This window comes from Paraburkholderia sp. FT54, from assembly GCF_031585635.1.
Classification (GTDB): Bacteria; Pseudomonadota; Gammaproteobacteria; order Burkholderiales; family Burkholderiaceae; genus Paraburkholderia.
On the sequence record NZ_CP134197.1, the window covers coordinates 293,177 to 318,185 of the forward strand.

At 62.5% G+C, this 25,009-nt stretch carries 23 protein-coding genes and 4 pseudogenes; 12 read left to right on the plus strand and 15 right to left on the minus strand.

What is annotated here, in order from left to right:
• The first annotated feature begins 350 nt into the window (after window positions 1-350).
• The 6 genes from RI103_RS34125 (at window position 351) to RI103_RS34150 (ending at window position 6,227) form a co-directional block, all read left to right on the plus strand.
• Entirely contained in the window at window positions 351-1,484 is a 1,134-nt protein-coding gene (locus RI103_RS34125; RefSeq protein WP_310819202.1) for an alpha-D-ribose 1-methylphosphonate 5-triphosphate diphosphatase, read from the plus strand.
• Window positions 1,485-1,699: 215 nt separating this feature from the next.
• Complete coding sequence (locus RI103_RS34130) at window positions 1,700-2,599, plus strand: phosphate/phosphite/phosphonate ABC transporter substrate-binding protein (protein ID WP_310819203.1); 900 nt, start codon at window positions 1,700-1,702, stop codon at window positions 2,597-2,599.
• A 122-nt stretch (window positions 2,600-2,721) separates the two neighbouring features.
• Window positions 2,722-3,456 carry a phosphonate ABC transporter ATP-binding protein gene (locus RI103_RS34135; RefSeq protein ID WP_310819204.1) on the plus strand — a complete coding sequence of 245 codons (735 nt, stop codon included), beginning with the start codon at window positions 2,722-2,724 and terminating at the stop codon, window positions 3,454-3,456.
• On the plus strand, window positions 3,453-4,253 hold the full coding sequence (phnE, locus tag RI103_RS34140; protein ID WP_310819205.1) for a phosphonate ABC transporter, permease protein PhnE: 801 nt from the start codon (window positions 3,453-3,455) through the stop codon (window positions 4,251-4,253). Before RI103_RS34135 ends, phnE begins: the two co-directional genes overlap by 4 nt.
• Window positions 4,254-4,304: 51 nt before the next feature.
• Complete coding sequence (locus RI103_RS34145) at window positions 4,305-4,961, plus strand: DapH/DapD/GlmU-related protein (RefSeq protein WP_310819206.1); 657 nt, start codon at window positions 4,305-4,307, stop codon at window positions 4,959-4,961.
• Between the two features lie 240 nt (window positions 4,962-5,201).
• Window positions 5,202-6,227 (plus strand): aldo/keto reductase, encoded by a 1,026-nt coding sequence (locus RI103_RS34150; RefSeq protein ID WP_310819207.1) that lies wholly within the window; start codon window positions 5,202-5,204, stop codon window positions 6,225-6,227.
• A 228-nt stretch (window positions 6,228-6,455) separates the two neighbouring features.
• On the opposite strand, the pseudogene RI103_RS34155 reads toward RI103_RS34150, so the two are convergent.
• From RI103_RS34155 to RI103_RS34170, 4 genes and pseudogenes are all read right to left on the minus strand, one after another.
• Window positions 6,456-7,359, minus strand: a pseudogene (locus RI103_RS34155) (alpha-D-ribose 1-methylphosphonate 5-triphosphate diphosphatase); the annotation flags it as partial.
• A 36-nt stretch (window positions 7,360-7,395) separates the two neighbouring features.
• Entirely contained in the window at window positions 7,396-8,166 is a 771-nt protein-coding gene (gene phnL, locus RI103_RS34160) for a phosphonate C-P lyase system protein PhnL (RefSeq protein ID WP_409077057.1), read from the minus strand.
• A 5-nt stretch (window positions 8,167-8,171) separates the two neighbouring features.
• Window positions 8,172-8,942, minus strand: a complete 771-nt coding sequence (phnK, locus tag RI103_RS34165; protein WP_310819209.1) for a phosphonate C-P lyase system protein PhnK — start codon at window positions 8,940-8,942, stop codon at window positions 8,172-8,174.
• Window positions 8,939-9,190 (minus strand): annotated as a pseudogene (locus RI103_RS34170) (alpha-D-ribose 1-methylphosphonate 5-phosphate C-P-lyase PhnJ); the annotation flags it as partial. The pseudogene RI103_RS34170 and the gene phnK, both read right to left, overlap by 4 nt.
• A gap of 140 nt (window positions 9,191-9,330) precedes the next feature.
• Between RI103_RS34170 and phnF the strand changes: the two are divergent.
• Entirely contained in the window at window positions 9,331-10,089 is a 759-nt protein-coding gene (phnF, locus tag RI103_RS34175; protein WP_310819210.1) for a phosphonate metabolism transcriptional regulator PhnF, read from the plus strand.
• Between the two features lie 60 nt (window positions 10,090-10,149).
• On the opposite strand, the gene RI103_RS34180 is transcribed toward phnF, so the two are convergent.
• Window positions 10,150-10,788, minus strand: a complete 639-nt coding sequence (locus RI103_RS34180) for an IS6 family transposase (protein ID WP_310819367.1) — start codon at window positions 10,786-10,788, stop codon at window positions 10,150-10,152.
• On the opposite strand from RI103_RS34180, the pseudogene RI103_RS34185 reads away from it, so the two are divergent.
• Window positions 10,756-10,836, plus strand: a pseudogene (locus RI103_RS34185) (hypothetical protein); the annotation flags it as partial. The gene RI103_RS34180 and the pseudogene RI103_RS34185 sit on opposite strands and share 33 nt — an antisense overlap.
• A 186-nt stretch (window positions 10,837-11,022) precedes the next feature.
• Here RI103_RS34185 and RI103_RS34190 read toward each other — a convergent pair.
• Together RI103_RS34190 and RI103_RS34195 are read right to left on the minus strand one after the other, a co-directional pair.
• Window positions 11,023-12,426, minus strand: a complete 1,404-nt coding sequence (locus RI103_RS34190; RefSeq protein WP_310819211.1) for a lyase family protein — start codon at window positions 12,424-12,426, stop codon at window positions 11,023-11,025.
• A gap of 28 nt (window positions 12,427-12,454) precedes the next feature.
• Entirely contained in the window at window positions 12,455-13,807 is a 1,353-nt protein-coding gene (locus tag RI103_RS34195; protein WP_310819212.1) for an MFS transporter, read from the minus strand.
• Window positions 13,808-13,985: 178 nt separating this feature from the next.
• Here RI103_RS34195 and RI103_RS34200 point away from each other — a divergent pair, with 178 nt between their 5' ends.
• Together RI103_RS34200 and RI103_RS34205 are read left to right on the plus strand one after the other, a co-directional pair.
• Window positions 13,986-14,960 carry a LysR family transcriptional regulator gene (locus RI103_RS34200; RefSeq protein WP_310819213.1) on the plus strand — a complete coding sequence of 325 codons (975 nt, stop codon included), beginning with the start codon at window positions 13,986-13,988 and terminating at the stop codon, window positions 14,958-14,960.
• An 8-nt stretch (window positions 14,961-14,968) separates the two neighbouring features.
• Entirely contained in the window at window positions 14,969-15,241 is a 273-nt protein-coding gene (locus tag RI103_RS34205; RefSeq protein ID WP_310819214.1) for a hypothetical protein, read from the plus strand.
• Window positions 15,242-15,544: 303 nt separating this feature from the next.
• On the opposite strand, the gene RI103_RS34210 is transcribed toward RI103_RS34205, so the two are convergent.
• Entirely contained in the window at window positions 15,545-16,699 is a 1,155-nt protein-coding gene (locus RI103_RS34210) for an IS110 family transposase (protein ID WP_310819215.1), read from the minus strand.
• A 575-nt stretch (window positions 16,700-17,274) separates the two neighbouring features.
• Between RI103_RS34210 and RI103_RS34215 the strand changes: the two genes are divergently transcribed.
• On the plus strand, window positions 17,275-17,430 hold the full coding sequence (locus RI103_RS34215) for a hypothetical protein (protein ID WP_310819216.1): 156 nt from the start codon (window positions 17,275-17,277) through the stop codon (window positions 17,428-17,430).
• Window positions 17,431-17,532: 102 nt separating this feature from the next.
• Window positions 17,533-17,841: pseudogene (locus tag RI103_RS34220) on the plus strand (lipid II flippase family protein); the annotation flags it as partial.
• Between the two features lie 80 nt (window positions 17,842-17,921).
• Here RI103_RS34220 and RI103_RS34225 read toward each other — a convergent pair.
• From RI103_RS34225 to RI103_RS34255, 7 genes are all read right to left on the minus strand, one after another.
• Window positions 17,922-18,962, minus strand: a complete 1,041-nt coding sequence (locus RI103_RS34225; RefSeq protein ID WP_310819368.1) for a TadG family pilus assembly protein — start codon at window positions 18,960-18,962, stop codon at window positions 17,922-17,924.
• A gap of 67 nt (window positions 18,963-19,029) precedes the next feature.
• Window positions 19,030-19,479 carry a TadE/TadG family type IV pilus assembly protein gene (locus tag RI103_RS34230; protein WP_310819217.1) on the minus strand — a complete coding sequence of 150 codons (450 nt, stop codon included), beginning with the start codon at window positions 19,477-19,479 and terminating at the stop codon, window positions 19,030-19,032.
• Window positions 19,476-20,378: a tetratricopeptide repeat protein gene (locus RI103_RS34235; protein WP_310819218.1), complete on the minus strand. Its 903-nt coding sequence runs from the start codon at window positions 20,376-20,378 to the stop codon at window positions 19,476-19,478. Before RI103_RS34235 ends, RI103_RS34230 begins: the two co-directional genes overlap by 4 nt.
• Before the next feature lie 26 nt (window positions 20,379-20,404).
• Complete coding sequence (locus RI103_RS34240; protein WP_310819219.1) at window positions 20,405-21,352, minus strand: type II secretion system F family protein; 948 nt, start codon at window positions 21,350-21,352, stop codon at window positions 20,405-20,407.
• On the minus strand, window positions 21,349-22,335 hold the full coding sequence (locus RI103_RS34245; protein WP_310819220.1) for a type II secretion system F family protein: 987 nt from the start codon (window positions 22,333-22,335) through the stop codon (window positions 21,349-21,351). Before RI103_RS34245 ends, RI103_RS34240 begins: the two co-directional genes overlap by 4 nt.
• Window positions 22,332-23,780, minus strand: a complete 1,449-nt coding sequence (locus tag RI103_RS34250) for a CpaF family protein (protein ID WP_310819221.1) — start codon at window positions 23,778-23,780, stop codon at window positions 22,332-22,334. The genes RI103_RS34245 and RI103_RS34250 overlap by 4 nt, the downstream gene beginning before the upstream one ends.
• Window positions 23,780-25,006 (minus strand): AAA family ATPase, encoded by a 1,227-nt coding sequence (locus RI103_RS34255; RefSeq protein ID WP_310819222.1) that lies wholly within the window; start codon window positions 25,004-25,006, stop codon window positions 23,780-23,782. Before RI103_RS34255 ends, RI103_RS34250 begins: the two co-directional genes overlap by 1 nt.
• Window positions 25,007-25,009 lie beyond the last annotated feature (3 nt).

Below are 25,009 nucleotides of genomic sequence, written 5' to 3' on the forward strand. Positions count from 1 at the left end.
ATCGTGTTGTCATTCCCGCCAGCTTAAATAAATAAGCTTTTGCGCATTGCAGTGGGCAGACCGTGACGGAAATGTGAAGTGAATCGCTCGCGTCACGGGTAAATTGTATTGCCAAATACATCTAGACGTTTAGATGATGAAATGTGGTATGACGGTTCTCTGGATGAGCGGGAACCCCGGTGAGCGCCGCGCTAGCGTTGACTTCTTCCCCCTCGCATCGCGCGTGGATGCCGGTTTTCGCGCGACGCTGCGCTCGCAAAAGTCGCGACGCGCCGGCTCGACTTACAACCACGACCGCTTCGGCTTAAAGCAACACTACGCTGAGGCCTGTACACATACGGAGCACATTGATGCTGATCAGGAACGCTCGCGTCGTCACGCGAGATGAAGAATTTACAGGCACCTTGCGTATCGAAGACGGTTTCATCCGCGATCTGGAACGTGGCGCCACGTCCGTACGCGAGGCCGTTGACTGGGAAGGCGACTATCTGTTGCCGGGTTTGATCGAGCTGCACACTGACAATCTCGAGAAACATCTCGTGCCGCGTCCGGGCGTACGGTGGAATATCGATGCGGCGTTCGTGATTCACGATGCGCAGGTGGCCGCGGCCGGCATTACGACCGTCTTCGATTCGCTCCGAATCGGCGCGCGTTCCGACGTGGACATGCACAACCGCGATCTGCAGACGCAGTGCACGCAAGCCCTCGCACGTTTGTCCGAGAGCGAATTGCTGCGTGCCGAACATTTCCTGCATCTGCGCTGCGAAATCGCCGCCCCTGATGTGGTGGACGTATTCGATTCGCTCTACACGCATCCGCTGCTGCGCCTCGCTTCGGTGATGGATCATACGCCGGGCCAGCGGCAATGGCACGACCGCAACCAGTGGCGCCGCTGGCAGGAACGGCACGGCAAGCTGACTGACGAACACTTCGCCGCCGTGGTAGCCGAGCTTACGGATGGGCAGGAGCGCTACGCCGACCAGCACCGCCGCGAGATCGTTGCACGCTGCGTGGCGCTCGGCGTGCCGGTGGCGAGCCATGACGATACCGTAGTCGAGCATGTCGAACAGGCGGCGGCCGAGGGCATTGTACTGGCTGAATTCCCAACCACCCGCATCGCCGCACAAGCCGCGCGCGAGCACGGTATTTCGACGATCATGGGCGCACCAAACATCGTGAGGGGCGGGTCGCACTCAGGCAACGTTTCGGCGCTCGAACTCGCGAAGGCCGGGTTGCTCGACATCCTCTCGTCCGACTATGTGCCATCAAGTCTATTGACCGCGGCGTTCGAACTCGTCGACAAGGCTGGCTGGACGCTACCGCGTGCAATCGCAACGGTATCTGCCGAACCGGCTCGCAGAGTGGGGCTGTCCGACCGCGGCGCCATCGCACCCGGTTTGCGGGCCGACTTTGTGCGCGTCAAGGTGCACGATGGGCTGCCCGTACCGCGCGCGACCTGGCGGGCAGGCGAGCGCGTCGTCTGACGCATGCCGAGCTGCGCTCAGGCACACGGTTAGGGTCGAGCCGGTAGAGATCAATTCGTCTAGACGGCTCTACAAGTACACGGATGTGTCACACGCGATTTCTAGAATGCGCGAAATGGAAGGACCGTGCCGCCACTTTGAGCGGGAGGCCGGTACGGAAGCTGTAACTCGTCGTTGAATCTCTCGGTAGGCTTTTAAGACAACTAGAGGAAAACATGAAGGTATCCAAAGTTTTGGCAGCCGCGATGTATGGAGCGTGTCTCGTCGCCGGCGCGGCGCATGCAGCCGGTACCTGTCCGAACGACGGCGTAGTTCGCTTCGGCGTCGAGCCGTACGAATCGGCGCAACGCATGCTGCCTGTCTATACAGACCTCGCCAAGATGATCGGCGACAAGCTCGGATGTTCCGTGCAGCTCTACGTCGCAACCAGCTATAACGCCGAAATCGAAGCGATGCGCAACAACAAGCTCGAATTCGGAGAATTCGGCCCGCTCGGCTACGTGCTCGCCCACCAGGTCGCGCACGCTGAGGCCGTCGCCACGTTCGCCGGCGAAAAAGGCAAGCCGGCCACCTATTATGCGTCGATCGTCACATGGCCCGGCTCCGGTATCAAGAAGCTGACCGACATCAACGGCCATTCGTTTGCATACGCCGATCCGGCTTCCACGTCCGGCCATCTGTTTCCCGCCTACGGTCTGAGCAAGAACGGCATCGACCCGGACAAGGGCGTGAAGGGGGTCTATGCGGGCAGCCATACGGCATCCTTCGAAGCGCTGCGCAACCACAAGGTCGACGCGGGTGAGTTGAACAGCGAAGAAATCGCCAGCGCCAAGCTGCATAGCGAATACGATCCTGCGGCCTACGTCACGCTGTGGCAATCGGATCCGATTCCGCTCGACCCGCTCGCCGTGCGCGGCGATTTGCCAGCGGATTTCAAGGCCCGTCTGGCAAGCGTCCTGAGTTCGCTCGACCTGCGCCAGTTGCCGGAGGCCGATCAGAAGTTTCTCGCGTCGAACCAGAACCCGGAGCTGAAGACGGTGCCGCAATCGGATGCCGCCTACAACCAGATTCGCGATCTGGTTTCCACGCTTCACATTGACCTGGCAAAACTGTGAATACCCAGTTCAGCGCATCTGGTGACATCCCGCGAGACCGGGCGGCCGCGTTCGCGGCTGCCGGGTCCGGAACGAGCGCGACAGCGCCGCGCGCCATGCTTGCGCCCGGCGTGAAGTTAGCCGTGCGTGACCTGACGATGCGTTACGCGAACGGTCATGTTGCGCTGCGCGATTTCAACGTGTCGGTCGAGGCGGGCGAGATGGTGGTCGTGCTCGGCAGCAATGGCAGCGGCAAGTCGACCTTCATGAAGTGCGTGGTAGGACTGAACCGGCCGACCGCCGGCTCGGTGGAGGTTGCTGGACGCGATCTGGCCACGCTCTCGGGCGATACCCTCTCGCAGGCGCGTTTGCCGCTCGCCCTGATTTCGCAGAACGCCAATCTCGTCAAACGGCGCAGCGTGCTGGCGAACGTCTGCTGTGGCACGCTGGGCCGGCACCGGACTTTGGCGACCGTTCTGGGGTGCCTGCCACGCGAGGAAATCGAACCGGCACGAGCCTGTCTGGACGAAGTCGGTCTGCTGCATCTGGCTGGCCAGCGTGCAGGCACGCTCTCGGGCGGGCAGGCGCAGCGTGTGGCGGTCGCGCGTGCGTTGGCGCAACGTCCGCATGTGTTGCTCGCCGACGAACCGGTCGCCAGTCTCGACCCTGAAGCAGCCGACGAGGTCATGCGGCTGTTGCGCCGCCTCGCCACCGAAGACGGACTCGCGGTGGTATGCGTACTGCACCAGCCTGAACTGGCTGCGCGCTATGCCGACCGGCTGGTGGGTCTGCGCCGTGGTCAACTGGAATTCGACCGGACGGCTTCGGAAGTGTCCAGTCAGCAGATCGCACGCCTCTATGTGGACGAACCGTCATGAACAATGCTCTTGAAATGCGCGCGCCCACCGGCTCCCCGGGGGCACGCACTGCTTGGACGGTGTGCGTCGTAGTGGTCATACTTGCGCTGTTCGTGCAGGCGTGGATCGTGGTTCAGGCGCGTCCGCAGGATCTGGTGACCGGCGCGCACGGCATGGCCGACATTATTTCGCGCGCCATGCCGCCGGCGTTCGACCAGTTCGTGCCGAATCTGTGGCCGGTGCTCGAGACGATCGATCTGGCGATTTTCGGCACCGTGTTCGGAGTGCTGCTTGCTTTCCCACTGTCGATCCTGGCGGCCGCGAATGTCACGCCGTCGAAGCCCCTCTACTACGCGTCGCGTGCGCTGATCGGCGTCACCCGCGCGGTCCCCGATCTGGTGTGGGCACTCCTGTTCGTTACCGCCGTTGGGCTCGGACCGTTTCCGGGCGCGCTTGCGCTAGCAGTCCATTCGGTCGGCATGCTTGGGCGGCTGTTTGCGGAAGTGATCGAAGACATGGACATGGGCCCTGTCGAAGCGCTGACACTGACCGGTGCCGGCCGCCTGCAGGTATTGAGCCATTCGGTGGTGCCGGGCGTGTTGCCGTCGCTACTTGGCATCGGACTGTTCCGCTTCGACGAAAACCTGCGCTCGTCGCTTGTGCTCGGCTTCGTCGGCGCGGGCGGGATCGGTTTCCAGTTGCTGACTGCAATGAACCTGTTCCAGTACCAGACCGTTTCGTTCCTGCTGATCGCTACCTTCGTACTGGTCGCATGCGCCGAACGCGTTTCCGCCTATCTGCGCCGCCTCGTTATGTGAGGGCGATGCAAGCGCTGCCGCTGTCACCTCAACATTGAATTTCGAACTCTTATGCTAATTAATCATGGCGTCGCTGCCGATCCGTGGACGCTCGGCAGCGTCGTGTCGGAAGATCCGGAGATCCATCCGACGGCACTCGTTCGCGCCAGCGACTTTGGCCGCTATACGTATCTTGGTCCACGCAGTCATGTTACCGCATCGGTCATCGGCGACTACGGCTATGCGATGGGCGACAATCAGATCGCCCATGCGCACATCGGTAAGTTCGCCAACATCGCCACCGGCGTGCGCATCAACCCGCCCAACCACCCGTCGTGGCGGGCGACCCATCACCACTTTACTTATCGCTCACGCTCGTATGGGCTCTCCCTTGACGACGACGCCGGAATCTTCCAATGGCGCGAGAAGGACCGTGTCGAGATCGGCCACGATGTGTGGCTCGGCCATGACGCCATCGTCATGCCCGGCGTCACCATCGGCTCGGGTGCCGCGGTCGGTTCGGGCGCAGTCGTGACCAAAGACGTGCCGCCGTTCGCTATCGTTGTCGGAGTGCCGGCGCGCGTGCTGCGCTTTCGCGTCGATGCGCGCACTTCGGAGCGGCTGCAGCAGATCGCTTGGTGGGACTGGAACCCGCAGCAAATCGACGCGGCCCTGGCCGATTTTCGCACGCTCACAGCGGTCGAGTTCGCCGAGAAGTACGGCGGTTAATGCGACGGTAGCGTGTTGGTTCGCTACGCGCGGAAAGCGGCCAAAAATGGCCTGATCGGCGATTTTCCCCGCGACAGGTGGAAATCTCACATTCATGTCCGATATGGCGTTGCGAACGCGAACACAGCACCTCTTCTTGCCCGTTGAAAGTCATCTAGACGTCCAGACATTAAAAAGAGCTGTCACATGAGCTTTCTGAAGCGGGCTGAGATCCTTCTGAATTAGTGGAGCAAGTTTCATATGGAATTTCGGCAACTAGGTCTCAGCGGCCTCAAGGTTTCGACACTAACGCTCGGTACGATGATGTTCGGCAGCCCGACCGATGAGGCGACTGCGGCACGCATCGTCGACAAGGCACATGAACAGGGCGTCAACTCGATCGATACCGCCGACGCATACTCCGGCGGTGAGTCGGAGCGTGTCGTCGGGCGTTGCATCGCTGCCCAGCGCGATCGCTGGGTGCTGGCGACCAAATTCGCCAGCCCTCTGGTCGAGGGCGACGTCAATGCGCGCGGTGCGTCGCGCAAACATGTGATCCAAGCCGTCGAGGCGAGCCTGAAGCGTCTGAATACAGACTATATCGATCTGCTCTATGTTCACGCGGAAGATCATCACACGCCGGTCGAGGAAACGGTGCGTGCGTTGAATGATCTGATCCGAGCCGGCAAGATACGGTACTACGGCTTGTCAAATCATCGCGGCTGGAAGATCGCTGAATTCGCTCATACAGCACGAGCGCTCGGTCTGGATGCTCCAGTGACCAGCCAACCGCTGTATAACATCGCGAACCGGCAGGCCGAGGCTGAACAACTCACTGCCGCGCATCGCTACGGGCTTGGCGTTATTTCGTATAGCCCCCTCGCGCGCGGCGTGCTGACCGGGAAGTACGAACTGGGCGTGACGCCCGCGTCCGATACGCGGGCAGGGCGCGGTGACCGCCGTCTGCAGCAGGCCGAATGGCGGCCCGAGTCTCTGGAACTGGCACGGCGCATTCGCGAGCATGCGCAGGCGCGGGGTTTGAGCGCGGGGCAGTTCGCGCTCGCATGGGTGCTGAACAGCCGATATATCAGCTCGACCATCGCTGGGCCGCGTACCGAAGCGCAATGGGACGATTATCAACCGGCCTTGAGCTATCGTCTGGACGCGGAAGACGAAGCGTTCGTCGACTCGCTCGTCACGACCGGCCATCCATCGACGCCTGGGTTCAACGATCCCAAGCATCCTTTCTTTGGCCGGATCCCGCGTCATGGTTCGCACGAGGGATAAGCGGATTTAAACCAGTTCTTCTTCTCGTCGATCGTGACGACTACTTCATCGAGGCGCCGCTTGTTGCCTCGGGCGAACGCGGTCGACCGGATACGAAATAGCAGGACGGGCGGGCGGTGCGGTTGGGCAGTTCGTTTCATGCCCGCCCTTGTCGCCGCATACCCGTTGCTTGTCTGCAACGTGACAGAGCCGCCGTGACTAGCCAGCCCCCCGGCTTAGACGATTCGCGCCGCGCGCGATCACGCCGCGACCGTGCAGGCCGGCAGCGCGCGCCGGCTCGCCCGACACGGTAGCCATCGCGCGCGGGAGCGTCCAGCCGGCCTTGTCGACCAGTTCGAACGCCGCGGTCAGCAGGCTGGACGGCACATAGTCGGACGACAGGATGTCGAGAAAATGTCCCTTGGCGAGTTCCAGCGCGGACACATTGCCCGAGTGCGAACCGCCTCGCACGATGTTGGGCGCATCCATGATCGTCGAGATGCGATGTTCGCGTGTCGGTGCACATCTGCATACCGCTGCTGTTCGTCGGCCAGTTCGGCGAGCGCCGTCGTGACGTGTTCGTCGCTCAGCTTGCCGTTGCGCTCATAGTAGCGGCGCCATTGTTCGCGATCGTGTCAATGCCGCTGGCCCGGCGTGTGATCCATCACCGAGGCGAGCTGCAGCAATGGATGGGCGCAGAACGAGTCGAACACTTCGACGACATCCGCGGTCGCGATTTCGCAGCGCAGATGCAAAAAGTGTTCGGCACGCAGCAATTGACGCTCGGAGAAACGCGTCAGCGCTTCGGCGCATTGTGTCTGCAATTCGCGGCCACGCAGCCCCACATTCGAGCGCGAGCCGATTGCAAGCGAGTCGAACACGGTCGTGATGCCGGCCCCGGCAACCTGGGCGTCGTGAATCACGAAGGCGGCATCCGTGTTCCACTGTACGCCGGGGCGAGTACCAGATGCTTCTCGAGGTTATCCGTGTGCAGTTCGATCAGGCCGGGCAGCAGATAGTCGCCATCCCAGTCTTCAGCTTCGGGCGCGGCAGTCGTGCCGCGTCCCACGTCGCGGATCTTGCCGTCTTCTACGCGCACCACGCCGGTGAATACTTCGTCTCGCGTCACGATGCGAGCGTTCCTGATCAACATCTACATGCTCCGTAGTCAGTCTGCCGGTAAAGAACGTCAATGTAGCGCCGCTTTGTGACGCAGCGGCGGTTGGAGTTCGAGGCGGCGCGTGGCCACTTTCGTGCGGGTATCTTCATCGTGAAAGATGCCGACGATCGCGGCGCCGCGCTCGCGCGCTTCGACGATCAGATCGGCGACCACCGCGCGATTTTCAGCATCGAGCGATGCCGTCGGCTCATCGAGCAGCAGCAACGGATGCCCGGCGATCAGCCCGCGCGCGATGTTCACGCGCTGTTGCTCGCCGCCGGAAAACGTCGCGGGCGCGAGCGACCACAGCCGCTCGGGCACCTTGAGCCGCGCCAGCAGGGCAGCGGCGCGCTCGCGCGCTTCGTCCGCCGCGACGCCATACGAGACCAGCGGCTCGGCGACCAGCGTGAGCGCCGTGACGCGCGGAATCACGCGCAGGAACTGACTCACATAGCCGACGACATTGCGCCGCAGGCGCAGCACGTCATGCGGCTCGGCGCCGGTAATGGCGACGTGCTGGGCTTCGTGAGCGTCGGAGCGGATCGCGATCGAACCGGCGCTCGCCAGATAGTTGCCGTACAGACAGCGCAACAACGTACTCTTGCCCGCGCCGGACGGCCCGACCAGCACGACGCATTCGCCCCGTTCGACGTCGAGCGAGAGGCCGGCGAGCGCTTCGATCTGCACACCGCCCTGGGCGTGCAACGTGAACGTCTTGCCGATGTTGACGGCGCGTAGCATCAGCGCTGCGTTTTCACTGAAAGCGCGATCGGACGCGCGTGATTCGATGGATGACATCATGAACCTCAAACCGGCAGGACGGAAGAAACGAGCGTTTGCGTATATGGATGTTGCGGATCGTCGAGTACCTGATCGGTCAAGCCTGATTCGACGACCTCACCGCCTTGCATCACCATCAGACGATGCGCGAGCAGTCGCGCCACGCCGATATCGTGCGTGACGACCAGCACCGACAGATGCAGCGTGCTCGTCAACGTGCGTAGCAGATCGAGCAGACGGGCCTGCACGGACACGTCGAGACCGGCGGTCGGCTCATCCATGAACACGAGCCTGGGCCCGGTGACGAGATTGCGGGCGATCTGCAAACGTTGCTGCATGCCACCGGAAAACGCCGCCGGAAATTCGTCGATGCGCGCGAAGTCGAGTTCGACCCGCTCCATCCATTGCGTCGCGGTATGGCGAATCTGACCATAGTGGCGTGCGCCGACCGCCATAAACGGCTCGCCGATATTGGCCCCGGCGGAGACGCCGCTGCGCAGGCCGTCGCGCGGATTCTGCTGGACGAAACCCCATTCGGTGCGCATCAGCAGACGGCGGCGCGGTTCGGACAGCTCGCGCAGATCGAGTGTCTCGCCATGCGCAGCGTTGTAGTGCAGCGTGCCGCTATCGGCTTCGCTGCGCAGCGCCAGCGTGTTCAGCAGGGTGGTCTTGCCCGAACCCGATTCGCCGACGATGCACAGCACTTCGCCCGGATACAGATCGAAGCTCACGTTCCTGCAGCCGTTACGGCCGCCATATTGCTTCGCGATGGAGCGGGCGCTCAGAAGCGGTGTCATGCGGATTCTCCTTCACCTTTATCGTCTGCCTGCTGTTCGCGGTGGTTATGGCAGTAGTCGCTGTCCGAACACACGAACATGCGCTTACCCGAATCGTCGACGATCATTTCATCAAGGAAGCTCTCTTTGGAGCCGCACAGCGCGCACGCATGTTCCCAGCGTTGCACTTCGAACGGGTGATCGTCGAAGTCGAGACTGCGCACCGGCGTGTACGGCGGAATCGCGTGAACCAGCGAGTCGTAATTCGCCATCTATTCATCTAATCGTCTAGATGTTTTGAGGTAAACGAATTGTGCTTGCAGCAACCGTGTTTTCATATTTCCATCACGGGTCGCGCACTACAATGCATGTCACGACGAATATTTGAACTGCCGGGAATGACAGCACCATGACATCGAACGATACCGCCGCGGCGGGCGCGCAACTCGAACGTGGCGCGGGGGTGGCCGTGTGGCGGCAGATCGAGCAGATCCTCGCGGCCGAGATAGCGGCCAGCGGTTTCGGCGAAGATGGGCGGCTGCCGAGTGAAGGCGAGCTGGCCAGGCGTTTCGACGTCAACCGCCATACTGTGCGACGCGCGATGTCGGGGCTTGCCGCACACGGGCTGGTCAGCGTCGAGCAGGGGCGGGGCACCTTCGTGCAGCCCGGCGCGATCGACTATACGATTGGCCGCCGCACGCGTTTCACCGAGAATCTGCGTCAGCAGCATCACGCGGCGAGCGGCGCGATGCTGTCCGCGATGCGGGTCAAAGCTGAGCCGAACGTGGCGAAGGCGCTGGGTCTGCGTGCCGGCGCGCAGGTCTACCTTATCGAGTCGTTGCATGAATCCGATGGCGTGCCGCTCACCTTCGCGCGCAACTGGTACCCGGCTGCGCGTTTCGCGGACCTGCCGGAGGTGCTGGAGCGCACCGGCGGCATTACCAGGGCGCTGGCTGAGTTCGGTGTGGCCGACTATCTGCGCAAATGGAGCCGTATCGGCAGCGTGCTGCCTGAGCCGGAAGTGGCGCGACGGCTGAACATAAACCGGCAGCAGCCGGTGTTGTGGGTCGAGAACGTCGATGTCGATCTGCAGGGCACGCCGCTCAAATATGGCGTGACGCACTTCGCGGCCGATCGCGTGCAACTCATGGTGGAACACGACGTATGAGTACGGCGGCTGTGGTGCAAATTACGGGAGCGAGCAAAAAACGGCGCATTCACCATTACATCATCGTGCTGAAAGGACTGCCTTCCAAACAGCAGGCGCAGTGGTATCTTTGAGGCGCAACCGTGTGAGGTTGAGCTGACCTTTGCGAATGCGGTGCATCAACTCGACGCCCGATATCGTAATGGCCGCATCCCTGAAGCGTTTGAAGCCGAGCATTGCGTTGACCCTGGACTTGATGTTGCGATGATCCTGCTCGATCAAATTGTTCAAATACTTCGACGATCGCAATGTCGTGTCCGCAGGCAGAAACTGGTCCGCCTTCATTTCGCGCACCGCGCGGTGAGACGCACCGTAACCGTCCAGCGTGATTGTCTTTGGAGCGAGCCCTTGGCTCCTGATCGCTTTCGCGAAGAAAGCCTTGGCCGCAGCGACATCGCGCCTGGCGCTGAGCCGGAAGTCGACCGTCTTTCCTGCGCGGTCGACTGCACGGTAAAGATAGACCCATTTGCCACGGACTTTCACATACGTCTCATCGACTCTCCATGAACGACCAGCAGATTTTGCAAACCGGTCCCAGCGCTTGAGGAACTCTGGCGCGCAGCGTTTGACCCAGCGCATGATCGTAGTGTGCGCGAGCGACTCTTCCGTGCACGGATCGAGTCCGACATGTTGCCGGCGGTACGCCAGTTCAGCCCCCAACTTATCGTCATTTCGGCAGGCTTCGACGCGCATCGCCTGGACCCGCTCGCAAGCCTGAACCTCGAGGACAGCGATTTTCGTTGGATTACAGGAGTAGTGTCGAAGCGGGTCACAACAGTTACGCGAGGCCGAGGCGACATCCGCGCCGCGAAACCGGGTTCAAGACCTTCGTTCGGGCCGCACCTGACTGCCGACGAGGTGCCTCGTCAAGTGCCCCGCGCGCAGCCCATCTGCCTAGTCGGAAAGCGGATCAGGGTGTTTGCTACTTTGGTGCAACAATCCAAGCATACGCTCCCTGCCCATTACACCTTCGGCCTCGACGATCTCGATCAGCGGTCTACCGGACTCGACGGCTTTTGCGACGAGTGCCGCAGTATGTTCATAGCCGATCTCTTCCTTTAACGCGGGCGCGATCGCGGTCGATCTGAGCAGGTTGCGTTCGCTCACGTCCGGATCGGCAATCATGGGTCGCACACAGTGCTCATCGAACATCGATACGCTTCGCCGGGCTGCACCCAGAGCTTTGAACAGGCACACGGCGATGAGCGGCATATAGTTGTTCGTCTCCAGCTGCCCGTTGGCGGCAGCAAGCATGACACTCTGGTCCGCGCCGGCCACGAAGTACGCGATCTGCGTAAGGCCCATTGCGTGGACCGGATTCACCTTACCCGGCATCATTGAGGAGCCCGCCTGCTGTGGTGTCAGCCGAATTTCGCCGATACCGCCGCGCGGGCCAGAACTGAGCAGTACCAGATCGTTCGCCACCTTGGCGAGCGCAAGCATGGCTGTTTTCACGGTAGACGACAATGAGGCGAATTCGTCCATGTTCTGGACCGCGTCGAACAGATCCGGAGCAGGCGTCAGCGGCTGTCCCGCGAGTTCAGCCAAGGCCGTGGTCACGGTCTGTCGATAGCCGCGGTACGTTCCGAGCCCAGTGCCGACCGCCGTGGCGCCAAGCGCGATCGTACTTAACGCCGGAACGTGCGCATTGAGCGCCACGGCCATTCGTTGAGCGAGCGAGGCATAGCCGCCCACCGCCTGGCCGAGCCGCATCGGCAACGCGTCCTGCAGACAGGTCCGACCGATGCGCAAGATGCCGTCGAACTGGCGCGCCTTGTCACGCAGCGAAGCCGCCAGTTGACCGACGGCGGCGCTCAGCAGCCTGAGTTCCTCGAGCAGGGCCAGCTTGGCTGCGGTGAGCAGCACATCGCTGGTGGACTGTGCGTAGTTGACGTGATCGAGGGGATGCAGCAGCGCGTATTCGCCAGGCCGATGCCCCATCAGTTGTAGCGCACGATTGGTCAGGACTTCATTGATGTTCATGTTGATCGACGTACCGCACGAGCCTTCGAGCGGATCAACGATCAGCGCGGCGGCATGCTGTCCCTCCGCGAGTTCGACACACGCCGCAACGATGGCGTCGCGCTGCGCGCCGCTCAATTTGCCGTGCTGCGCGTTGACTCGCGCGATCACCATTTTCGTGCGGGCGAGCCATTTGACGAATGCGGGGTAATGCGCCAGCGTTTCGCCGCTGTAGGGAAAGTTGGCCTGTCCACGTAGTGAATGAATGCCGTACAGCGCATCCATCGGGAGTTTGCATTCGCCGAGCGCGTCGACTTCAATGCGTTGATGTTCCATTGTCTTGCGGCTCCTGGAAATTGCTGGGTCAACTCTCAAGCGATGCGTGACGTGTCTCCGGTGCCCAGATCGCGCAAATCACGCCCCCCACCGCCAGCACGACGACACAAAGATAGACAGCGGCCTGGCCCCCGTAGATCGCAACGATGCTCGGAAACAGAAAGGTCGTCACTGCGGATCCGATTCGACTTGCGGCAACGGCGAAACCCAGCGCAGTGGCGCGAAGCTCGGTCGTGAACAACTCCTGCGGGTAGAGAAAGCAGAGGTTGTTGGTGCCGCTTAGCACGAGTGCGAATACCGCGAACAGCGCTACCACGGCCGTGCCCGGCAGGTGTGAGCCGAATGACAGACACGCAAGCACGATCGCGGACAGAAAGAATCCCCCTAGCAGGAACGCACGCCGGCTGATCCGGTCTACAACGAGCGCGCCCGCGACGGTGCCGAGCAGCAGGAACACGTTATAAATCAAACCCGCGAGAAACTTGTCCTGGATGTGCAGTGAGGCGAACACCATCGGCGAGAACGTACCAAGCGAAAAGTACGGGATCACGAGACACATGTAGAAGAAGCAGGCAATGAAGAGCCGCGTGCGCCATTGGCCCGAGAACACTTTTGTGATCGCCGAGCCGGAGGAGCCCGCTTGCGCGGCCCCTGCGGGACGGTTCAACACGATATTGGGGCCGATGTTGTCGCGGATGATCGCCATCGCTTCGGCGGTGCGACCTTTGCGTTGCAGCCACAGCGGGGATTCCGGTATGCGGACGCGAAACAGAAACACGACCGCTGCAGGCACCGCGCTCGAAAGCAGCATGACGCGCCAGATATCGGGACCATGGTCTTTGAGCAGGTAGCCGACCACATAGGCGCATGCGTATCCCAACGCCCAGGCGATGGCGAGCCAACTCAGCAGCCGTCCGCGCAGGCGCATTGGCGAGTATTCGACCACCAATGCCTTGCTGACCACATAGTCGAACCCTAGCGTTATGCCGAGCAGCAGGCGCAGGATCAAAAGCTGCGTCGGGCTGGTGACCCAGAACTGGGCGACGGAGATGACAGCAAAAAGCGCCATGTCGTAATTGAACAGCGCACGGCGTCCGAAACGATCGACGAACGAGCCCGCGAACAGGCTTCCTGCGAATAGGCCCGCCAGTGACGCCGCCCCGAGGATGCCGAGCCACACCGCGTTCAAATGCAGTTGTGGCGTAGCGATAGCAAGAGCAATGCCGATGATGCCAAGCACGAAACCGTCGCTGAATTGACCGCCTGTGCCGGCGAACGTCACGCGCAGGTGAAACGGCGTCAGTGGAGCGTTCTCGAACGCGACGGTCGTTGGGGGCGCGTCGGCCAGACTCTCGAAGCGCGTCCTTGTCGATATATTCATGGTTATCGGTCTCCTTGCAATCGCATGTGTAAAATAATCTTCGCAATTCTAGGTTCGCGCGGACCGCGCGGCGCGCTCTAGCCGCCGAATAAGGAATTCTTATGCTCACGTTTCGAAACGCCATTTTCTTGCGGTCCTCGTGCATGTCTCAAATGGGCGCCACTGCGGCGAGATGCAAGTGAGCAGGCAGCCCGACCGCCCGGTCGATCTCTATCAGCTCGACGTGTTCCTGACGGTTGCATCGCTGGGCAGCATGTCCGCAGCGGCTGGGGCGCTGGGCATCAGCCAGTCCGCTGTTTCACAGACCACTGCGCAGCTTGAACAGTCGCTCGGGCTGGTGTTGATCGACCGCGCGCGTCGGCCGCTGTCGTTGACGCCAGCGGGACTCTATATCAGCCAGAATGCGGAGCCACTCCTCGCCCTTGCCCGGCAGATGAAGGCGCAAGCGACGGAAGTATCGAAGAGCGAGGGTTCGTATTTACGAATCGGCATGATCGATTCGGTGGCCAATACCATCGGGCCCACGCTTATCAGACAGTTGTTGGCCCGTACGAGCGCACTGTCGGTGCAGATCGGAATGGCCACAGTGCAGGAAGAAGCGTTGCTCGGACGCGAGCTCGATCTGATCATTTCCACGAATTCGTTCGTCGATCAACCTGCGTTTGAGCACCAACTGCTCTATGAGGAGAGCTTTGTCGCCATTGTCCGTCGCGATGCGAGCCGCAAAGACCCGCCGCCAACGCTGCAGGCGCTCGCGGCTGCGGTGCCGTTTATCCGCTTCAGCCGGACTTCCACGCTTGGGATCCGGATAGAACGAATCCTGCGATATAACGGTATCGAAGCGCCGAGGAAGCTCGAGGTCGATCACGCAGATACCATGACCCTGCTGGTGGCACAGGGCTTGGGGTGGGCCATTACAACGCCGACTTGTCTGCTCCAGACCGGTACGCGGTTCGTCGACGCAATCGATCTCATTCCTGTCGAAAGAGGCAATTCCACGCGCTCAATCTTCCTCGCAGGACGACGCGGGGAGTTTCTCACCCTGTCGAGGGACATCGCCATCGCAGTGCGGCAATCGCTACACGAGTTGCTGGATTCACATTCCTGGCTGCGGCCTTATGTGCCTTCGAGCGGGACCGAAGCTGACGAATAGCGGCCCCCGTGAACAAACAGAAATTGTTGGAGGACGTTCCGCCTCGCGGCTTCCACTTGCGAGTGGCATTCAAGGGTACAGGCAGACAGTTCAGCCACGGTTTCGTGCTGGGAATCATCGGCATCGCCGTGAGGATGATAGAGGGCACACTTCATTTGAACGCGTTATGGATCGGTGCACGCGGTGCAGCGTGGCGCGAGAACGTCTCATGGTCGTGGTCAAGCAGACACTGGCGGTTCAAGTCCAATTGGCTGTTCCGGGTCGGCTTCTATGAGCAGTGAGTTGTCAAGTGCTGGTCAGCTTTGTGCTGATGTTCAGATCATAAGGGGCTCCTCGAGTATGGGCTGGCACGATCCATATTCGTAATGTCGGGTTAGAGCCGTCTCCTGCGCACGTGAGATCCAACGTCTCACCAACTTCTATCCGCCGGTGTTGTACCGGCCACATCCCTTATGCGCGTTGCGCCGGACAGTGCGATCCGGGAGATGCGCCCCATCTAAGGATCAGTTGCGTTGAGCAACCCGCCGACCCTACGGGCACATCACACTCTAACCTTCAGAACGTCGAGCTATCTGGGCGTGGTTTCATGCCGGCTTGAACTGGGCGCCGTCGGGAATGATTCCGTCTTTCAGGAAACGCCACAATGCAATCGCGAGGCGCCGGGCGACCGCAACGATCGCGATGCGACGCGCGCGGCGATTCGGGCCGGTGCCTCGCGTGCGCTCGTCGAACCACCGCGCCAGCGCACTGTCGGGCTGGTATCGCAGCCAGCACCAGGCCATCTCGACAAGCTGGCTTCGTACGCGTCGGTTTCCCTGTTTGCTGATGCCTTGATCGACACGGCTTTGACCGCTGTCGTATGGCTGCGGCACGAGTCCCACGCATGCACCAAGCTGGCGACGGTTGTTGAACTGGCGCCAAAACAGTTCAAGCACGAGGCGTGTTGCTCCAATGTTGCCGACACCCTTGAGCCGACTGAGGTAAGTGATCCGCTCACGCACGGGGGCAGGCAGACGTTCCTGGAGCGTGCGCTCAATCGCAGCGAGTTGCTGTTCCGCGAGCTCGAGGCGCGCGCATTCGCGCACTAGCCGTTCGCGCAACTCGTCCGGCAGTGGTGTGCCGTCGTAACAGGCGAGCTCACCGCGTCTAAGTAGTCCGGCGAACGAGCGGTGGTTGACGTTATCCCAGCAACCGAGCGTGACGAGCAGTTTGCGCATGCGGTTGGGGTGTTGCAGCACTTCTTTCTGCAACTGTCCGCGATCGCGAATCAGATGACGCGAGGCTTCATCCTGGACAGAGGGCACACGCACCACGCGCATGCGGTCGCGCTCGCCATGAAGCCATGCCCGCAGGTTGGTGACGAGTCTAATGACATCTAACCGGTCCGTCTTTGCGCGCCGTTTGTGGCGCTCCACAGGAATGCTCGCGGCATCGACCATATAACAATCGATGCCGCGAGAGCACAGCGCGCGATGGATCCAGAATCCGTCCTGCCCGGCTTCATAGCTGACGACTACGCGTACCTGCGAGGGCAGCGACCACTTATGCTTTTGCTGCGCGATCAGATCGAGAACGGCCTGGAGTCGCACGTTTGGCTGCGGTGCGCTGACCGTGTGGACCGCCGGCTGCTCTCTAAGTCCGTCGTGAAGCGCGACCTTCCACTTGGCGGCGGACAGTTCGAGCGACACGGCGAGAATAGCTTCGCCAGCGTCGGATCCAGTAACGTGATTTTTGTCCATAATGCCCTCCATTGAGCAAGCCTTGACCCGTCAATCTTACGACTCGGGCCTTGGCGACTCTCACGCTACATAGGATCTACGGAAGTTCGCCTACAGCGTGGGTAGACCACGCGTCATCGGACCATGAATTTCCGGGATCGGCCAAAAGGAGACTTTGCTTCCATTGCGTCGCCAGACATTCAGTCGGCGGTTCCGCCCAGCAAGCGGTCATTCGACTGGCGGAGGCCAGCGTCGGGACGTCGGCCATAGCACCTTCACGTCTCACCATAAGTACGGCAGCTGTAGGTTGTCGATTTCGAGCCGGCCGTCATCGCAATAGCGTGTGATCGCGTCCCATGCTTGCGTGGGTTCTCAGAAAAATCAGTCATTCCGGCAACTGCCTTTTCGTACGCGAAAGCACATAGCTTTTGACATAGCACCTGATCCGCACGGGCAGCCCCAGATACGCCAGCTTTTGAGCACCGTAATGACATTCGAGGAAATTAATTGAAAGGCAAGAAAGGGTCCGAAAGTACGCGTTCGCTGAGTGCGTACGCAGAGTCGAGGCGGCCTCCGCGGAATTGCGCGCGGCACTGATGTCCGCCAACGCGACGATCGAAAGCGCACGGACCGATCACGCGGCCGCGGTGGCCGCCATTCACGCCCGTTACGAAAGGCTCTCGCGGCAACTGCTGCTGGAGACGGAACATCAGCGACACGCACTGGTTGCCGGAACGTCCGTCACCGTTTGAACGGATCGCGCTGATCCACAGCGGGAAGCGCGACGCGCTGGGCCATAGTGGCCTGTATGACGAGGTCAAGGCCGTACTGCTCGCCGCCGAAGCACGGGTCCCTCCCGGCGACGCGGCGACCCTGGGCTGCTTGGCGACTTTAGGCTTTTCCTGCTGACCGCCACAGTGGCAAGTATTGTAGGTGCGTTTCTCATTCCCACGTTCCAGCGCTATTTCAGCCGCGCCGCCGAACACTTCCAGGCGAATCGCTCGATTCCCCGGCTTCTACTCCATATCTTCAGTCGCAGGGGCGTGAGCTACATCCGGATCGGAGCGCGCCTTCCTTCGCGTCACAACGTCAACCAACTGGCCGCGGGCGCTGGCGTTTCCTGGAGGGTCATCGGGCTCAACGTGTTCGCGATGGCGGTATGGAACCGACATCCGACTTTGCGCCCTGAATCGTTGGTAATCCGCAGGTTATTTGCCGACCACAGTAGTGAACGAAAATCCGCTCAGAACGCGAGACGCGGCGCGACATACCCGCCATAGTTCATCGTCGAGACGCCTGTTCCCTGGGTCGGCATCGTGTAGCCGGCTACGAAGTGCCCCTGGATGTACTTGCTGCCCTGGTCCGCACTGTCGATGTGAAAAGCGGCGAATGCGATGATCGGGACGAGTGTCTTGTTCTCGATTTGCGTGCTGACTGGCATGAGGACGGTCGTTGCCGTGGGAATGCTCTTGTAGACAGCCGCCTTGACGCCCGGCTCAATGTAGATGCTGTCCCCGATCGACAGTGAGGTCGGATTCCCGTTGTCGATCAAATTGACGACCGTCGGCGTGTCGTTGGCGACCACGAGAAACGATGTCCACTGCCCCGCCTCGCAGGAAGCGCCATATTCCTGGCCGTTGCCGACCTGGAACTCGTAAGGCTGGCCTGCCGCGTCGACCTTGGGCGCATTCTTCGTCGAGTCCCAATATTGGTTGTACACGCATTGATCCATGACCATGGGAAATAGCGCTCCGGCAGGCACCGCGGAAGGCGGCGCGATAACCGCCACGGCTGTTGCGCTGTCGGCCGTCGTCGGCATGCCGAGCAGCGAGCCGAGCAGCAGGTGCACGAGGCCGCCGTTGCTCGTGGTATTGCGGGAGATCGTCACCCGTACCGCGGGTTCCAGCAATTGGCCCGCCGGCGCCGGCAGCGTGACCTTGCCCGGCGCGAGCAGCGTGGGCGACGACGCGGCGACGTCCCAATATCCGGCCGTGACCGATCCGCTCGTCAGCTTGGCGCCGTCCGACGTATTCAACGCAACGGCCGCCGTTGCGGACGAGGCCGCCCCCGCCCAGTTCGGTCCGCTGGTGCTGCCTTGTGAGAGCGCTCCGGCGCCGGCGAGCGCCGCCGCATCGGCGCCGTTTTGCAATTCGCCGCTGACCGTGAAGACACGCGGCAGATCGATCGCAAAAGCCCCGATGATCAGCAACGCCGTGAACGTCAACAGGAACCATAGCGTTACCGAACCGCGCTCTTGCGATCTCGCACGCACGCACGGGCGCAGGCGCTCGTCGTGGCGCACGGGCGGCCGGCACAGCGTCGCTGCCGCGGCTTGGTGGGAACGCACTCGTTTATTCACAGTTTTTCACCGCGACCGCCTTCACCGTAATAGGCCCCGTTATCGCACTGAATGCCGAGCCGAGCACAACACCGTTGTAGGTATAGCTGATATTCACCTGCAGCGGATTGCTGCTGCCGGCCGATGCGCAGCCGCCCGTCGGGGTCACGCTCACGGTGGGGGACGTGGCCGTGCCGCTTGTCACCAGACTGTTCTTCGTATAGGCAAGCGCAACATTCTGGATCTGGGTTTGCGTATAGGACGGCACGCGCAGCACGACGCCCTGGCGCGCCGCTTCCCCCGCGGCATTCGTGATCACGGCCTTGTCGCACAGCACCATGCTCACGTCAACGATGCCGAAGAGCACCATCAGCAGGAACGGCGTTACCAGCACGAACTCGAGCGAAACGCTGCCGCGCGCGCGAACGCGGGCACCGGAGCCGGGGCACCCGTGCCGCTTCATTGGAGCACTCCGCGAGCAGCGGCACTTGCTGCCGACACCGGCCGTGTTTCCCCCCCGCCTGCAACACCGGCAACACCCGCGTCGCCCGCGTCACGCCTCGCGGTGCCGAGACGCTCGCGCAGTTGCCGGTAGAAGCGCAGATTGTCGTCCGCAGATTCGGCCGGCATGTCGGTCACCAGGATGCGCCTCGCCGCCTCGCTGTTGCCGAGCATCCCATACGCCAACGCGAGGTTTTCGCGAGCCTGCGGCGGCGCGTCAGGCAAGCCGGCGATATCGAGCAGCACATTGGCGCCTGCGCGCACATCGCCGGCCAGAATGAGCGACAAGCCGAGATTGGCCTTGAGCCCCGCGACCTCGGGGTGACGCTGCAAGGCTGCGCGATAGACCGCCTGCGCTTGCGCGTGCTTACCCTCGAGATCCAGCGTGGCGCCAAGCCCCTCGGCCGCTACCGCCTGGTCCGGGTGGGCTGCGGTGAGTTCGCGGTAGCGCTTCTCCGCCTCGTCGAGCCGTCGCTGGCGCAGAGCGACGCGTGCGAGCCCGAGCACGGCGCGCGCATCGTCCGGCGCTACGGCCGCAACCTGCCCATAGAGGACGCCCGCGCGCGAGAGATCGCCACTCTGATACATCGCATCGCCGAGGCCGAGCTGCGCAGCTTTCGATTGCGGGTCGGTCTTCAGCACTTTTTCGAAAAGCGACAGGGCAAGCGGCGTGTCGCCGGCCGCGAGGGCGCTTTCGGCGACATGCATGTCGGCCTGCGCATCGGGCAGATGGGTGGCGGCGGCAGGCTGTGGCGTCACGAAGTGATTGCTTGCGCATCCGGTGGCGAGCAGCGCAGCGGCCAGCGGTGCCAGGAGCGCGGCGAAGGTCTTGCGCGCGAGCAACGGATGAGATGAGTTCAATCTAAGCTCCAGAAACCTTGCAGCGCTCAATGGCCGCGAAATACGGCGATGAGTCGAATGACGGCCGGCCCCGCCGCAATGAGCGAGACGGTCGGCATGATGAAGATCATCATCGGCAGCGTCATCTTCGGTGCGAGCTTCGCGGCCTTTTCCTCGAGCGCGACCATCTGCATGGCCCGTTCGGTACGCGACAGGGTGCGCAGCGATTGAGTGATCGGCGTGCCGTACTTTTGCGACTGCACCAGTGTGGTCACCAGTGCGCGCATCGTGGGCAGGCCCACCCGAGCCGACATCGCGCTGAGTGCCCGCGCCGTGTCGCTGCCGATACTGAGTTCGTCCGCGGTCACGGTGAACTCATCGGCAAGCGGCGGGCAGATAACGCGCAGCTCGCGCGCCACGCGCTTGATGGCAACGACGAGACTATTGCCTGCGTTGGTGCAGACCACGAGCAGGTCGAGTGCGTCGGGCAGCGCTGCGGCGATCGCCTTGCGACGATGCCGGATGAAGAATGCGAGCGCATATTCCGGCAACATCATGCCGATGACGAACGCGCCCGCCATCAGCAGCGCGCGAATCGTAAAGTACTGGCCGACCTTGGGCAGATGCCCGCCGAGGACGATGGCGCCCAGCGCGAGACAGGCTCCCACGACAATCTTGAGCCCCGATATGACGGCGATCGCACGCCGGTCGCGAAATCCCGCGCTGGCAAGACGCATGGCCACTTTGGCGCGGTCTTCGGCCTGCACGACAGGCAGCCGTTCGCCGAGCGCGGCGATCCGTTTGGCGAAGCGCTGCGGCATGCGCTTCGCGGCGTCGGCCATCGCGCTGTTGTCGACGCCCACGCGGGCCACGCTTTGCCGTGTGCGCTGGGCAATGCGCGCGCGGTGGCTCCTGTCGCGCAGGACCAGCCACAGCGTGAAGCCTGCGAGCAGGACGAGCAAGGCGGCATTGCGCCAGAAGTCGGCGTTCATCATCGCGAGGTGTCCAGGTTCGAAATCTTGTTGATCGACCACAGCCCGATCGTGAGCAGCACGGCGGCGAGGGCGAGAATCTTGTGTCCGGCCCGGGTATGCGTGAGCGTGTCGAGATACGGCCGATTGGCGATATAGATAAAGCCCATGAGCGCGAACGGAACGACTGCGATCATCTTGCTGGCGAGCCGCCCTTCCGCCGTGAGCGCCTTGCTTTTTGCGCGGATATCGCGCCGCATGCGCACTATGCCCGCGAGGTTCTCGAGCGTATCGCCGAGATTGCCGCCCGTTTCGCGTTGCAGGACCAGGCAGACCGAAAAGAACGAGAAGTCGGCGAGTCGCAGGCGCACCGCTGCCTGTTCGAGCACCTCCTTCAGGTCGGCGCCCACGAGCAGCGCATCGCCCATGGTGCGAAATGTCGTGCGCACCGGCTCCTCGCTTTCGACCCCGGCGACGCAGATCGCCTGCACAACGGGAATACCGGCACGCACCGCGCGAATGATGAGGTCGATCGTATCGGGAAAAACGGCGAGAAAGCGGTTCCTGAAACGCGCGATCTGCCAGTGATAGGCCCAACGCACGACGAGAACGGGGATTGCGATGCAGGCGAGCACGCGCAGCGCGAGCCCCACAGGAACGAACGCAGTGGCGATCACCGATGCAATGAGGGCAGCGAAAGCGATGACGTAAATCGCGCGAACACCGCCCGGGCCGCTGACGGTGCGTACGCGTTCATGCCAGGCCGAGACGACGGCGAAGAGTGCGTCCTGGTCGGCGAGGCTGCGCTTGGGGTGCAGCAGTTGCTCCTGAAGACTCGCGTCGCGCTCGGCGAGGGCGGCCTTGCTTTCGTCGCGCACCCTGGCCACACGTGCGCGGATGCGCGTACCCGCCTGCTGGCGTGCGATGCCGCGCAACGCGTGCACGATGAGCCCCCCGACCATGAGGGCGAAGAAGGCGCCGAGGCCGATGACGTCCGCGGGTCTCATGATTGCATCGCCGTGAGCAGCGCCTCTTCGAGGCCATAGTAGGCAGCGCGCTGGGCGAATACCGGACGCAGCGACGAGCATTCGAACATGCCGCGTACCTGCTCTTCGTAAGCGGTTCCGTTGTAGCGGAACGTGAACAGATCCTGGGTGATGACGATGTCGCCTTCCATGCCCGCGATCTCGGTCACATGAGTCACGCGCCGCACGCCGTCGCGCATGCGTTCGATTTGCACGATCAGATGGACGGCGCTGGCAATCTGCCGCCGGATCGACATCAGCGGCAAATTGCCGTTGGCCATCATCACCATGCTCTCGAGCCGCGTGATCGCATCGCGCGGCGTGTTCGCGTGGACCGTCGTCATCGATCCGTCGTGGCCCGTATTCATCGCCTGCAATACGTCGAATGCTTCCGTGCCGCGCGTCTCGCCGAGGATGAGCCGGTCCGGGCGCATACGCAGCGCGTTGCGCACGAGGTCCCGTTGAGAGATCCCGCCAAGGCCTTCGCTGTTTTCGGAGCGCGTCTCGAGGCTGACGACATGCGGCTGTTGCAGTTGCAGCTCAGCGGCATCCTCTATCGTGACGACGCGCTCGGTTTCGTCGATAAAGCGGGAGAGCGCATTGAGCAGTGTTGTCTTGCCGGAGCCCGTGCCGCCGGAGATGACGACGTTCAGGCGGGACGCGGTTGCGATGCGCAATACGTCCACCATCTGCGTGGAGATGTTGCCTTGCTGCGCCATCCGGCCGAGTGTGATGTTGCGTTTGGCGAACTTTCGGATCGAGATCGATGCGCCGCGCAGCGCGATCGGCGGCAGCACGACGTTCACGCGGCTGCCGTCGGCAAGACGTGCATCGACCATCGGGCTGCTTTCGTCGACGCGCCGCCCGATTGCCGCTGCGATGCGCTGCGCCACGTTGATGACGTGCGCGTTGTCGCGGAACTTGAGCGCCGTCAGTTCAAGGCGGCCGCCGCGCTCGACGTAGACCTGGTCCGGTCCGTTCACGAGAATATCGGTGACGCGTTCGTCCGCGAGCAAGGGCTCGATTGGTCCGATGCCGAACATGTCGTTGAGAATCTCGTCGACGACGAGCGTCTGCTCGGCCAGCGTCAGCGACAAACGCTCGCGGGTGGTCGTCTCGACTGCGATCTGCTCGATGCCCGTGCGTACCTCGCTGCGTGACATCATGAGCGCCGCCGACATATTCATCGACGCAAAGACGGCCGAACGAATTGCCCTGAACGTCTCGGAGCGGATCAGCGCTTCATTGCGGTCCGCGGCTGAGTGGCTCATTGCTGCGGGTGTAGCGCTCGACGAGGCCAGCGGCGTCTCGCGCTTGCTCGCTTCCGGCTCGGCTGCCGCGGAGCCGGTGACCGCCCCGGATTCCCGAGGCTCGTCGTGATCGGCGAACGACGGACTGGTCGAGAGGGGGGTGCGCCGGCCGAACATCAGCTCACCTTCCGCGTGGGCAACAGGCGCTTATACCATGGCTCGCGGGCCACTGCCGTGTCGCTGCCCGTGATCGCATCGGCCAGCGACACGATGGCCGATGCGAACGGCGAGCGATGTGCGTGGGCAAGCCTTCCAGCTTCACCGAGGTTCTCGGCGAGGGCAAGACTCTGCGGCTCGTAGGGCAGCGAATGCACGGACCCGCGTGCGAGCGCGTTGACGAAATCGTCCTCGCGAACGCGCCCGGGCACAGGCTGCTGTGCTTCGTTGAGCAGCACCGTGATGGCGGGCGCGGCGTCGAGGGTCTGTGCGAAACGGCAAAGCCGCGCGGCTTCGCGCGCCGAATGCACGGAGAAGTCGGCGACGACGTGGACCGTCGAGCTGCTATCGAGGGCTTCCTCGACGAGTCTGCCCGCGCGCCCAGGCAGATCGAGCATGATGTAGTGGAAGTGATGCTTGAGCATCGTGACAAGCTCGCTCAGCGCGCCCGTGCGCAAGGCGAACTCCTGGTTGTACGGGAGCTCCGCCGCAAGCACGAGAAGACGATCGCTCTGGGCAACGAAAGCCTGATTGATTAATTGCTGGTCGAGTCGCTGCGGGTTCTGCAGCAATTCAATAAGCCCGTTGTTGGCGGCGACGCCGAGCATCGACGCGGCCGCGCCGCCGTACGGGTCGAGGTCGACATAAGCGATCCGGCGCCGCGTCGTGTCGGCAAGATGAGAAGCAAGTGCGGTGGCGATTGTCGTGACGCCGACGCCGCCTCGCGCGCCAACGAACGAGAGCACCTTGCCCGTGCGTGCCGACGTGCCGTCGTCGATGGCCGTCAGCGCGCGCCGGACGAGTTCCGCGGTGAGCGGCTTGACGAGATAGTCCTGCACGCCGATATGCAGCAGGCTGCGATAGAGCCCGACGTCGTTGCGCTCGCCAACGACGATGACTGCAACCGAAGGGTCGACGGCCTCGGCGAGCCGCGTGAGATCGGAAATCGGCATCGTCGATCCCGTCACATCGACGATCAGGTGGCGCGGCGACTCCTTCAGTGAAGTCATGATCCCGACCGCGTCGTCGAGCGAACCGAGCGTGACGTGCGAGGTCGCGATGCCCTGATCGACGACGACGCTCTTGACGACCTCGATGCTTTGCGCGTCGGAGACGACGGCGATGAGTTTCTCGGCGCCAGACGGTTGTGCCCGGCGTTTGAGGATGTTCGATTCGAAAGCGCCCATGTG

Bases quoted from the DNA above. Each gene is read 5' to 3' on its own strand.
- phnF (WP_310819210.1), top strand. From the start codon at position 9,331: ATGACATCGAACGATACCGCCGCGGCGGGCGCGCAACTCGAACGTGGC.
- RI103_RS34130 (WP_310819203.1), top strand. From the start codon at position 1,700: ATGAAGGTATCCAAAGTTTTGGCAGCCGCGATGTATGGAGCGTGTCTC.
- RI103_RS34250 (WP_310819221.1), bottom strand. From the start codon at position 23,780: ATGTTCGGCCGGCGCACCCCCCTCTCGACCAGTCCGTCGTTCGCCGAT.
- RI103_RS34190 (WP_310819211.1), bottom strand. From the start codon at position 12,426: ATGGAACATCAACGCATTGAAGTCGACGCGCTCGGCGAATGCAAACTC.
- phnK (WP_310819209.1), bottom strand. From the start codon at position 8,942: ATGACACCGCTTCTGAGCGCCCGCTCCATCGCGAAGCAATATGGCGGC.
- phnE (WP_310819205.1), top strand. From the start codon at position 3,453: ATGAACAATGCTCTTGAAATGCGCGCGCCCACCGGCTCCCCGGGGGCA.
- RI103_RS34150 (WP_310819207.1), top strand. From the start codon at position 5,202: ATGGAATTTCGGCAACTAGGTCTCAGCGGCCTCAAGGTTTCGACACTA.
- RI103_RS34245 (WP_310819220.1), bottom strand. From the start codon at position 22,335: ATGAGACCCGCGGACGTCATCGGCCTCGGCGCCTTCTTCGCCCTCATG.
- RI103_RS34215 (WP_310819216.1), top strand. From the start codon at position 17,275: ATGTCCGCCAACGCGACGATCGAAAGCGCACGGACCGATCACGCGGCC.
- RI103_RS34125 (WP_310819202.1), top strand. From the start codon at position 351: ATGCTGATCAGGAACGCTCGCGTCGTCACGCGAGATGAAGAATTTACA.
- phnL (WP_409077057.1), bottom strand. From the start codon at position 8,166: ATGATGTCATCCATCGAATCACGCGCGTCCGATCGCGCTTTCAGTGAA.
- RI103_RS34230 (WP_310819217.1), bottom strand. From the start codon at position 19,479: ATGAAGCGGCACGGGTGCCCCGGCTCCGGTGCCCGCGTTCGCGCGCGC.
- RI103_RS34195 (WP_310819212.1), bottom strand. From the start codon at position 13,807: ATGAATATATCGACAAGGACGCGCTTCGAGAGTCTGGCCGACGCGCCC.
- RI103_RS34210 (WP_310819215.1), bottom strand. From the start codon at position 16,699: ATGGACAAAAATCACGTTACTGGATCCGACGCTGGCGAAGCTATTCTC.
- RI103_RS34255 (WP_310819222.1), bottom strand. From the start codon at position 25,006: ATGGGCGCTTTCGAATCGAACATCCTCAAACGCCGGGCACAACCGTCT.
- RI103_RS34145 (WP_310819206.1), top strand. From the start codon at position 4,305: ATGCTAATTAATCATGGCGTCGCTGCCGATCCGTGGACGCTCGGCAGC.
- RI103_RS34240 (WP_310819219.1), bottom strand. From the start codon at position 21,352: ATGATGAACGCCGACTTCTGGCGCAATGCCGCCTTGCTCGTCCTGCTC.